Source organism: Streptomyces composti (genome assembly GCF_012034205.1).
Lineage (GTDB): Bacteria > Actinomycetota > Actinomycetes > Streptomycetales > Streptomycetaceae > Streptomyces > Streptomyces composti.
In genome coordinates, this window is the sequence record NZ_JAATEM010000030.1 from 59,838 (window position 1) to 69,326 (window position 9,489).

Sequence of the window (9,489 nt, forward strand, 5' to 3'; positions counted from 1 at the left end):
GCCGTGCGATCCCACCATTGTGCGCCAGTCCCGAGGGCCCCTAGACGATTTCGGTGTCCAGGGTCACGGGTCCGGCGGGGGGACCTTCGTCGAGCAGCGTGCGCAGCAGCTCGGCGAGTCTGGTCGGATACACCGTCTCATGCGCCCGGCTCAGTTCCGGGCACGTCCACCAGCGCGCACCGGCGACGCTGCGCCGCTCCAGGTCGGTCAGGGCCGTGGCGGCGGTGACCGTCTGGGAGGTCCGGGCCAGGTAATACCACTCGTCCTGGTCCCAGCGGCGGCCGGCGAACGGGAAGGAGCACCTGCGCCGCCACAGCACCGGCCCGAGCTCCACGTCGGTGATGCCGGTCTCCTCGGCGAGTTCCCGCAGGGCCGCCTGTTCACGGGTCTCGTCGCCCTCCACGCCCCCGCCGGGGGTGAACCACCAGTCGTCGGCCGGGTTGCCCGGTTCGTGGCCGTGCAGCAGCAGGATGCGGTCCCGCGGGTCCAGCAGCACCACGCGGGCGACCTTGCGCAGTCCGCCCTCGTAGGTGTCGGCCGGCGGGGCGGCGGGGTCAGTGGCCACGGGCCGGCTCCGCGTTCGCCCGGGAGCGGGAGGCCGCGGACCGCTTGGCGAGCGGGCCGTAGGCCGCCCCGCCGAGGATCAGCACGGTCCCGGCGATCACCAGCGCGACCATGGTGGGCAGCGGTCCCGGCTGCGACACCGGGCCGAGCTTCTCGAAGCCGCTGGGGGCGGGCAGCATGCCGTTCATCGGCCAGACCACGGCCTCGACGCGGCCCTGCACGGCCTTGCGGGAGACGGTGCCGCCCGCCGCGTCGGTGAGGTGGGCGGTGGAGTCCACCGAGCCGGACCGCTCGTCGCCGAGCAGGAACAGCCTGCCCTCGGGCACGGTCACCGACGGGAAGTCCGCCAGCCGGTCGGCGGCGTCCTCGGCGAGATACGGTTCGTCGATCTCCTTGCCGTTGACCTTCAGCTTGCCGTCCTGGCAGCAGGAGACGGTGTCCCCGCCGACGGCGACCACACGCTTGACCACGGGCACGTCCGCCCAGGACGCCTCGTTGAAGACCACGACGTCGCCGCGCCGGATGTCGCCGGCGTCGACGCGCTGCGCGAGCACCCGGTCGCCCGCGCCGATCGTCGGCGCCATGGACGTGGTGGGCACGGTGTACGGCCGGTACACCACGGCCGCCCAGGCGAAGCCCCCGAGGAACAGCACCATGCCCAGCGCCACGGCCACTCCCGACAGGCGCTGCCCGAGGCGGCTGCCCGCCGGCCCGGTGCCGGTGGAGCCGCCGGAGGCCGAACGCGTCGTGCTGTGACCACTCATGGGCCGCACCCTACCCGGCGGTACCGGGCGGGGTCAGCCCATCACCGGGTCAAGACCCCGCCCCGGGCGGGCCTCCCGGGACGGCGACGACGGGTCCCTCGACGGCTCAGCCGGCCGAGCGGTCCATGAGCTTCCGGCGCCGCCACAGCACCAGCGGCACCGCGCCCGCGAGCGCCAGCCCCTGCGGCGCCACGGTGAGGGCGCCCGCGGCCGACGTCTTCGTGCCGATGCCCGGCTGCTCGAAGGTGTCCGGCACCGGCAGGGTGTCCCAGCGGCTGACCGGCCAGGCGATGACGACGGCCCGGCCGACCACGTCCTTGACCGGCACCATGCCGTTGTTCTTGTCGGCCCGGTTGTAGCGCGAGTCGCGGCTGTTCTGCCGGTGGTCGCCCATGACCCAGATGTGGCCCTCGGGGACCGTCACCTTGAACTGGCCGCCCTGGTCGTCCTGGCTGCACGGGGTGTTGCCGGGGTAGACGAACGGTTCGTTCAGCGCCTTGCCGTTGACCTTCAGCGGGCCGGTGCCCTTGCACTCGATGGTGTCGCCGCCGACGCCGATGACCCGCTTGATCAGGTCCTTCTCCTCCGAGGACGGCATCAGGCCGACCCAGCTGAGCACCCGCTGGAGCGGGTTGGGCGTGGGCGTCGGCTCGCCCGCCAGCCAGTTGTCCGGGTCGTGGAAGACCACGACCTCGCCGCGTTCCGGCTCGGAGCCGAACCACGGGGTGAGCTTGTCGACCAGGACCCGGTCGCCCTGCTGGAGGGTGTTCTGCATCGAGTCGGAGGGGATGGAGAACGCCTGCACCAGGAATGTCTTGATCAGCAGCGCCAGCACCAGCGCGATGCCGATCAGGATGGGCAGCTCCTTCCAGAAGGAGCGCGGCTTCTTCGCCTGGGGCGCGTCGCCTCTCCCACCGCCTTCCGCGGTCGGGGGCTGCCCGTCGACCGGGCCGCCGCCGCTCGCGCCCGGAGTGTCATTCCCGCCGGTCATGGGACCGTCCGCCGCCCGGACGGACTCCGCAGAGCGCCCGCGGTGCTCCTCGCCGCCGCCCTGTCCGGACCGTGCGCCTACCGCAACATCCCCCACGCCAACTCCTTACTCTGTGCCGCCGCCTGCCCCATCCACGGCGCAGGCCCACCACTCCCATAACGAGCGGGAGTTCCGCAGGGCTCGGGAGCTGAGCAATTCCGTTCGGATCGTCGGAGGCAACCCTATGCGACGTCGGGCCTGCGGCCGTCGCCCCGGCGGCCGGGCCGGTCACCGAGGCGTACGTTCTCGGCTCCTCCAGGGTGCTCCAGCGGCCCAGCGGCCAGGCGATCACCATGGCGCGGCCGACCACCTCGTCCTCGGAGACCGTGCCGCCGTAGTCGGTGTCGATGTGGGAGCGGGAGTCGGCGGAGTCGGACCGGTGGTCGCCCATCACCCACAGCCGGCCCTCGGGCACGGTGATGTCGAAGGGCGTGGTGGACGGGGCGTTGCCCGGATAGAGGTAGTCCTCGTTCAGAGGTACGCCGTTGACGGTGACCCGGCCCTGCGGATCGCAGCACTGGACGCGGTCGCCGCCGACGCCGATGACCCGTTTGATCAGGTCCTTCTCGTTGTCGGACGGCAGCAGTCCGATGAAGGTGAGCCCGTCCTTGATCTGCTTGATCCCGACGGGGTCCTCCTTCTTGGGCGTGGTCTGCTCGTCCTGCAGCCAGCCGCCCGGGTCCTTGAAGACCACGACGTCCCCGCGCTGCGGCCTGGACCCGAACCAGGGGGTGAGCTTGTCGACCAGGACCCGGTCACCGATCTGGATCGTCTGCTCCATGGAGCCGGACGGGATGACGAATGCCTGGACCAGGAAGGTCTTGAGCACCAGTGCGATCAGCACGGCGACGCCGATGAGGAGCGGGATCTCCTTGACCGCGCTGCGCCTGCGGCGTCGCTTGACCTTGCGCTGCAGCTTGCGGCGCTCGGCGCGGCTGCGTCCGCGGGCGGGAGCGGCCGGCCGGCGGGCTCCGGTGGGGAGCAGGTTCTCCGCGGCGTTCGCAGGGGCGCCGCGCGGCCTTCCGCGGCTACCCATGCGCGCCTCCCGCGGTGGCCGCCCGGTCCGCCGCCGCGTCGGGCACCTGCGCGTAGGCGTCCGGCCGGTGCAGCCGTGCGGCGCGGCCGAAGGGCCAGACGATCCCGTCGGCCCGGCCGATCACCCGGTCCTCGGGGATCATGCCGCCGCCGGGCGAGCCGAGGTGATCGCGGGAGTCGCGGGACTCGGCACGGTGGTCGCCGAGGACGAACAGGCGTCCTTCGGGCACCACCACGTCGAAACGCACCGTCGAGGGGCTGTCGCCGGGGAACAGCAAGCCCGTCTCGTCGACCGCACGGCCGTTCACCCGGATCCTCCCCTCCTGGTCGCAGCAGACCACATGGTCACCGCCCACGCCGACGACGCGCTTGACGTAGTCGGCTTCCCCGAAATACCCGGAGCCGTCGAACACAATCGCGTCCCCGCGCTGCGGCCCTGCTCCGAAACGGTATGCCAACTTATTTACGAGTACACGGTCTCCGACCCTCAATCCCGGTTCCATCGACCCGCTGGGGATCTCGAACGGGCGGACGACGAGGGTGTTCAGCGCCAGCACGGTCAGCAGGCAGAGCAGCACGGCCAGGGTGATCCGCCCGCCGGGGACGTGATCCGCGAGGCGCGACAGCAACGCGGAACGCGACCGGCCCTCCCGGCCCGGCGTCCCCGAGGTGTCCTCGGGTGCGGCAGGGCGGGAGGAGCGGTCGCGCTCCGTCTGCTGTGCTTCGGTGTCCATCGGAGCCAGATGCTATCCGGCCCCGCTGTCACCGGGGGAAAGCGCCGGCGCTCAGCTCTCGCGCTTCTCCTTGATCTTCGCGGCCTTGCCGCGCAGGTCACGCAGGTAGTACAGCTTGGCGCGGCGGACGTCACCCTTGGTGACGAGCTCGATCTTCTCCACGATCGGGGTGTGCACCGGGAAGGTGCGCTCGACGCCGACGGAGAAGGAGACCTTGCGGACCGTGAAGGTCTCGCGCACACCGGAACCCTGGCGGCGGATCACCACGCCCTTGAACTGCTGCACACGGGAGCGGTTGCCCTCGATGACGCGCACGTGGACGTTGACGGTGTCACCGGGACGGAAGTCCGGGATGTCGCTGCGCAGCGACGCGGAGTCGACGGAGTCGAGCAGGTGAGACATTTCGTCTGCTTTCTTCGTTGATGCCGCAGGTCATCAACGGCAACTAGGAATCGGATCACAGATGTGCGTCCCGGGCGGGCGTCGTGTCCCCCTGCGGCAGGGGCGCACGCCGGACGACGCACAGCAGCCGCCTATTCTTCCACGCCGCCGGTCCTGCGCCAAAATCGGCCGCAGTGCTCCCCCTCCGGGTCCGGTTCCCAGCCGAGGACGGACAGCATCTCGCGGTCCTTCTTGTCGAACGCCTCGGGGGCGCAGCGCTCGATGAGGTCGGGCCGGTTGGCGGTGGTGCGGCGCAGCGCCTCGTCGCGCCGCCAGCGGGCGATGCGGGCGTGATGGCCGCTGAGCAGCACCTCGGGGATCTCCCGGCCGCGCCAGACGGGCGGCTTGGTGTAGACGGGTCCCTCGAGGAGGTTGGCCATGGCGCCGGGCGCGAAGGAGTCGTCGCGGTGCGAGTCGGCGTTGCCGAGGACACCGGGCAGCAGCCGGGCCACGGCCTCGGTGATGACCAGTACGGCTGCCTCGCCGCCGGCCAGCACGTAGTCGCCGATGGAGACCTCGTGGACCGGCATGCGGGTGGCGTACTCGTCGACGACCCGGCGGTCGATGCCCTCGTAGCGGGCCGGGGTGAAGATCAGCCAGGGGCGCTCGGAGAGGTGGACGGCGAGCTCCTGGGTGAAGGGTCGGCCGCTGGGGGTGGGGACGATCAGGGCGGGCTCGTGCGAGCCGGTCTCGTAGCCGTCCGCCAGCACGGTGTCCAGTGCCTCGCCCCAGGGCTCGGTCTTCATCACCATGCCGGGGCCGCCGCCGTAGGGGGTGTCGTCCACCGTGTGGTGCCGGTCGTAGGTCCAGCCGCGCAGGTCGTGGACGTGGACGTCGAGCTGCCCGCGGGCGCGTGCCTTGCCGACGAGGGAGACGTTCAGCGGCTCAAGGTACTCGGGGAAGATCGTGACGACGTCGAGCCTCATGCGCCGGCGTCCTCGTCACGGGCGGAGGCGATCTCCGCGCGGTCGTCGACGAGGCCCGGGGGCGGGTCGATGACCGCCCGCTGCTGCTCCAGGTCGATCTCGGTGACGATCTGCGCGACGAACGGCACGAACACCTCGCTGCCGTCCGGGCGCTCGACCACGAAGAGGTCCTGGGTGGGCAGGTGCGAGATCTCGCTGATCCGGCCGACCGTCTCGCCGTCCTTGGTGACGACGTCCAGATCGATCAGCTGGTGGTCGTAGTACTCGTCCTCCTCCTCGGGCAGCTCGTCGGGGTCGACCTCGGCGATCAGGAGGGTGTTGCGCAGCGCCTCGGCGGCGTTGCGGTCGCGCACGCCCTCGAAGCGGAGCAGGAGGCGGCCGCTGTGGACGCGGCCCGACTCGATGGTCAGCGGCCCGGCGGACGGCGGGTCGGTGGCCAGGACGGCGCCGGGGGCGAGCCGCAGTTCCGGCTCGTCGGTGCGCACCTCGACGGTGACCTCGCCCTTGATTCCGTGGGCGCGGCCGATGCGAGCGACTACCAGCTGCACGGTGCTTGGTTCTCCTGATCTACGGCCGGCTGCCGTCAGGGCGCCGGTACGACTGCGGGCCGGGGACGGCCCTTCGGCCCTCCCCGGCCCGAGCCGGATGCGATAAGCGTCAGCGGACGTGATCCACGTCGACGAGGTCGACCCGGATACCGCGGCCGCCGATGGCGCCCACGACGGTACGCAGAGCGCGTGCGGTGCGGCCGTTGCGGCCGATCACCTTGCCGAGGTCGTCCGGGTGGACCCGGACCTCGAGCACACGTCCACGGCGCAGGTTGCGCGAGGCGACCTGCACATCGTCAGGGTTGTCGACGATGCCCTTCACGAGGTGCTCGAGAGCCTCCTCGAGCATGCTCAGGCCTCGGTCGACGCGGACTCGGCCTGGGCCTCGTCCTTCTTCTCAGCCTTCTTCTTCGGGGTGATCGCCTCACCCTTGCCCTCGTCCTCGCCGGTGAGCGCCTCGAACGACGGGCGAGCGGGCTTCTCCTCCGGCTGCAGCAGAGGCGCCGGGGCGGGCTCGCCCTTGAACTTCTGCCAGTCGCCGGTCTTCTTGAGGATGGCGAGCACGGGCTCGGTCGGCTGGGCGCCGACGGAGAGCCAGTACGCCACACGCTCGCTGTCGACCTCGATCACCGACGGGTTGTACGTCGGGTGGTACTTGCCGATCTCCTCGATGGCCCGGCCGTCACGGCGGGTACGGGAGTCGGCGACGACGATGCGGTAGTGAGGCGAACGGATCTTGCCCAGACGCTTCAGCTTGATCTTGACTGCCACGGGAGTGGGTTCTCCTGGATTTGACGTGGTTGGGCACTGCAGGTCGGCCGCGTGGGGTTGCGGTACCCGAGTGCCCGATGGACGCGTCAGCCGGAGGAGAGAGGGGTCCTATGCGGCTGTCGAGTACAGCTAGCCATTGTGCCATACCCTGCGGGGCCGCCTGGCCGAGGGGGTAGGCGGGGGTGGGGTCGGCTCGATCGGCTCGGGGAGTCGGGGCGGGGCGGGGGCCGGTGGCACGGCCAGGCGCCGACGGGCGCCGCCCGCGCCCACCCGTGCCGCCCCGGCGGCACGACCGCCCGCGGGACGACGGTGTCCGGGGCGCCCGTGGTGCCGTCCGTGGATCGGACCACGCGCGCGGACCGACGGCGAGCGGGCCGCGAACGGATCGGCGCACGATACGGCCCGGTGCAGGCGCAGGCAGGACACGGCCCGGTGCAGGCGCAGGAAGGCAGGCCGAAGGCCCCGGTGGCGTGGGGGCCGCCCGGGGTCGGGGGCGGGCGGGGTGGGGCCCGCCCGCTGGGGGTCATGGTGACGTCAGGTGGGTCGTCCGGTAGCCACGAGATACCGGGGGACGTACCTGGCGTCAGGCCGCGCCTGCCACTTCCGGGATGCGGAATGGTTTGCCGCAGCCGCCGCAGACGATGGGGGCCTGGGCGAGGACCGACGGGACCACGCGGACGTTGCGGCCGCAGTCGCAGACCGCCTTGACGCGCACGCCGCCCCCGGAGGAGCCGTGCCGTGCGGCCGGGCCCCGGAAGCTGCGGGCGCTGTCACCCGCCGTGGCCGCGGAGTGCGCCTTCAGCGCACGGTGCAGCCGCTCGATCGTCGACCGGTACCGCCGCTTCGCCTCGGGCGTGAGGGTGACCAGCGAGAAGCCGCTGCTGGGATGCGGCTCCTCGGGGTGGTCGAGCCCCAGCTCCTCGGCGATCGCGAGGAAGCGGCGGTTGTGGTACCGGCCGGCTCGGGATGTGTCGCGCACGCCGCGCGCGGCGGCGATGCCATGGACTGCCTCGTGCAGCAGTCGCTCGAAGGAGAGCTCGTGACCGCACGCGGACGACGACTCCCCGATCAGGGACTCGGGCGCGGCCAGATCGGGCAGCTCGGGGTGGTGCCGCTGAATGTCGGCCCACGCCTGCGCCAGCTCTGCGGCGAGTACAGGTGGTGTCTGTGTCGTGCTCACGTAATGACAACGAGCCTGGGTGCCTCTGTGTTCCGATTCCGGGGCATCCCAAATAATTTGCACGTACCCGTCAGTTGCCGCTGATGCGTCCCGACGAGGGCGGGTGCGTTGATCTGCGGAGAAGCCTCGCAGCTCGCCACAAGCCGGTGCGTAGCCTGACGTACGGCGCGGCGCGTAGGCGGTGTCCGCACGCCGGGGCAGCGGTGACGCCGCGGTGCGCAAGAGGTGTTTTCGGTCGCTCTCGCGGCTCAGCGGCACATCTCGTGCGGGATGCGCTCAGGCCGGGAGATTACCGGGTCCTCCCCCGGCACCGGGCACCGGCCCCCCGTATCCGGGCGCGGCGAGGATGCCGCCGGATTTCCGGAATGTGAATTCTTGCCAGTGGCACGAGCTGTTCCCAAGCCGCCCCCGCATTCCACTGGACGCCGGGTCCGGGCGGGAGTTACCTGGCATACGGGGGTAGTGCGAGCGCACTGCACGGGGGCCAAGGAATCGGGCACGGCGGCAACTCTCGGCTGATTGGGGCGCTTACCTATGACACCTACGCTCGTGCGGCAGCATCCGCCTCACGCGGGGGCCCGCCCCCGCGTGGACCTGCGTGCACGCGCGCGTGACTGGTCCGAGATCCAGGAGCGGATGCTCGTACCGCTCATCGAGGCCGTCTACGAGCGCCTGGACGTGGGCCCCGCGACCCGCCTGCTCGGCCTGGGCTGCGGTTCCGGGCTGGCGCTGCTGATGGCGGCCTCCCGGGGTGCCTCGATCACCGGTGTCGACACCTCCGCCGACCGGCTGGACCTCGCGCGGCAGCGGCTGCTCCCGGACGACAGGGAGGATCCGGCGCGGACCGGGACCCGGATCGTGGACGGCCCGGTGCGGGCCGCCGCCCGCCCGGAGACCGGCGGGTACAACGTGGTCACCGCCTTCGAGCCGATCGGGTGCCGCTCGGGGGACGCGGAGGGGCTGGGTGAGCTGCTCGCCGAGGCGACGCCGCTCACCGAGCGCGGAGCGGCCGTGGTGCTGGCCGGCTGGGGTCCGCCGGAGCGCTGCACCACGGCGTCCGTGCTCCGGGTGGCCACCAAGCTGGCGGAACCGCTGCGCAGCGCCTGGCGCCCGGCTCACCGGGACGACCTGGAGGAGGTCGCCCAGCGGGCCGGACTGCGGCCCGACGGCTCCGGCCGGGTGGCCTGCCCCTTCGGGTACGCCGATGTCGACAGCGCGGTGCGCGGCCTGAAGTCGACGGGGCTCTTCGACGCGGCGATCAGTGCCACCGATCAGGTGCAGGTCGACAAGGAGCTGACCGAGGCGCTGCACCCCTACCGCCGGCCGGACGGCACGGTGTGGATGCCGAACATCTTCCGCTATCTGATCGCACGGACCGGCTAGGGCCCGGGACGCTGCCCGGGCCCCGAGCCCCCGAGGCGCCGAGGCGCCGGGAGGCGAGGCCCCGAGCCCCCGAGACGCCGGGAGGCCGTCCCGTCACCGGAACGGCCTCGGCG

At 72.1% G+C, this 9,489-nt stretch carries 12 protein-coding genes; 1 reads left to right on the forward strand and 11 read right to left on the reverse strand.

The features are described from left to right. Nucleotides 1-40: 40 nt before the first annotated feature. The 11 genes from HCJ93_RS23240 to HCJ93_RS23290 all read right to left on the reverse strand — a co-directional run bounded on the left by HCJ93_RS23240 (nucleotide 41) and on the right by HCJ93_RS23290 (nucleotide 7,993). A complete protein-coding gene (locus tag HCJ93_RS23240) occupies nucleotides 41-565 on the reverse strand; it encodes an NUDIX hydrolase (protein WP_167997737.1) in 525 nt (174 codons plus the stop codon). Next, nucleotides 555-1,328 (reverse strand): signal peptidase I, encoded by a 774-nt coding sequence (lepB, locus tag HCJ93_RS23245; protein WP_167997738.1) that lies wholly within the window; start codon nucleotides 1,326-1,328, stop codon nucleotides 555-557. Before lepB (HCJ93_RS23245) ends, HCJ93_RS23240 begins: the two co-directional genes overlap by 11 nt. Before the next feature lie 106 nt (nucleotides 1,329-1,434). After that, nucleotides 1,435-2,415: a signal peptidase I gene (gene lepB, locus HCJ93_RS23250; RefSeq protein WP_167997739.1), complete on the reverse strand. Its 981-nt coding sequence runs from the start codon at nucleotides 2,413-2,415 to the stop codon at nucleotides 1,435-1,437. Beyond that, complete coding sequence (lepB, locus tag HCJ93_RS23255) at nucleotides 2,303-3,394, reverse strand: signal peptidase I (RefSeq protein WP_167997740.1); 1,092 nt, start codon at nucleotides 3,392-3,394, stop codon at nucleotides 2,303-2,305. Before lepB (HCJ93_RS23255) ends, lepB (HCJ93_RS23250) begins: the two co-directional genes overlap by 113 nt. Further along, entirely contained in the window at nucleotides 3,387-4,127 is a 741-nt protein-coding gene (gene lepB, locus HCJ93_RS23260) for a signal peptidase I (RefSeq protein WP_167997741.1), read from the reverse strand. Before lepB (HCJ93_RS23260) ends, lepB (HCJ93_RS23255) begins: the two co-directional genes overlap by 8 nt. 51 nt (nucleotides 4,128-4,178) lie before the next feature. Further along, nucleotides 4,179-4,529, reverse strand: a complete 351-nt coding sequence (rplS, locus tag HCJ93_RS23265) for a 50S ribosomal protein L19 (RefSeq protein WP_167997742.1) — start codon at nucleotides 4,527-4,529, stop codon at nucleotides 4,179-4,181. Nucleotides 4,530-4,660: 131 nt separating this feature from the next. Further along, nucleotides 4,661-5,494 (reverse strand): tRNA (guanosine(37)-N1)-methyltransferase TrmD, encoded by an 834-nt coding sequence (gene trmD / locus HCJ93_RS23270; protein WP_167997743.1) that lies wholly within the window; start codon nucleotides 5,492-5,494, stop codon nucleotides 4,661-4,663. After that, entirely contained in the window at nucleotides 5,491-6,042 is a 552-nt protein-coding gene (gene rimM / locus HCJ93_RS23275; RefSeq protein WP_167997744.1) for a ribosome maturation factor RimM, read from the reverse strand. Before rimM ends, trmD begins: the two co-directional genes overlap by 4 nt. A 109-nt stretch (nucleotides 6,043-6,151) precedes the next feature. Further along, nucleotides 6,152-6,391, reverse strand: coding sequence for an RNA-binding protein (locus HCJ93_RS23280; RefSeq protein WP_004924853.1), 240 nt, complete (start codon nucleotides 6,389-6,391; stop codon nucleotides 6,152-6,154). 2 nt (nucleotides 6,392-6,393) lie between these two features. Next, the gene (gene rpsP / locus HCJ93_RS23285) at nucleotides 6,394-6,813 is read right to left on the reverse strand and encodes a 30S ribosomal protein S16 (RefSeq protein ID WP_167997745.1); all 420 of its coding nucleotides are present in this window, start codon (nucleotides 6,811-6,813) and stop codon (nucleotides 6,394-6,396) included. 583 nt (nucleotides 6,814-7,396) lie between these two features. After that, nucleotides 7,397-7,993, reverse strand: coding sequence for a hypothetical protein (locus tag HCJ93_RS23290; RefSeq protein WP_167997746.1), 597 nt, complete (start codon nucleotides 7,991-7,993; stop codon nucleotides 7,397-7,399). Nucleotides 7,994-8,527: 534 nt separating this feature from the next. On the opposite strand from HCJ93_RS23290, the gene HCJ93_RS23295 reads away from it, so the two are divergent. Further along, nucleotides 8,528-9,376, forward strand: coding sequence for a methyltransferase domain-containing protein (locus HCJ93_RS23295; RefSeq protein ID WP_167997747.1), 849 nt, complete (start codon nucleotides 8,528-8,530; stop codon nucleotides 9,374-9,376). The last annotated feature ends 113 nt before the right edge of the window (nucleotides 9,377-9,489 follow it).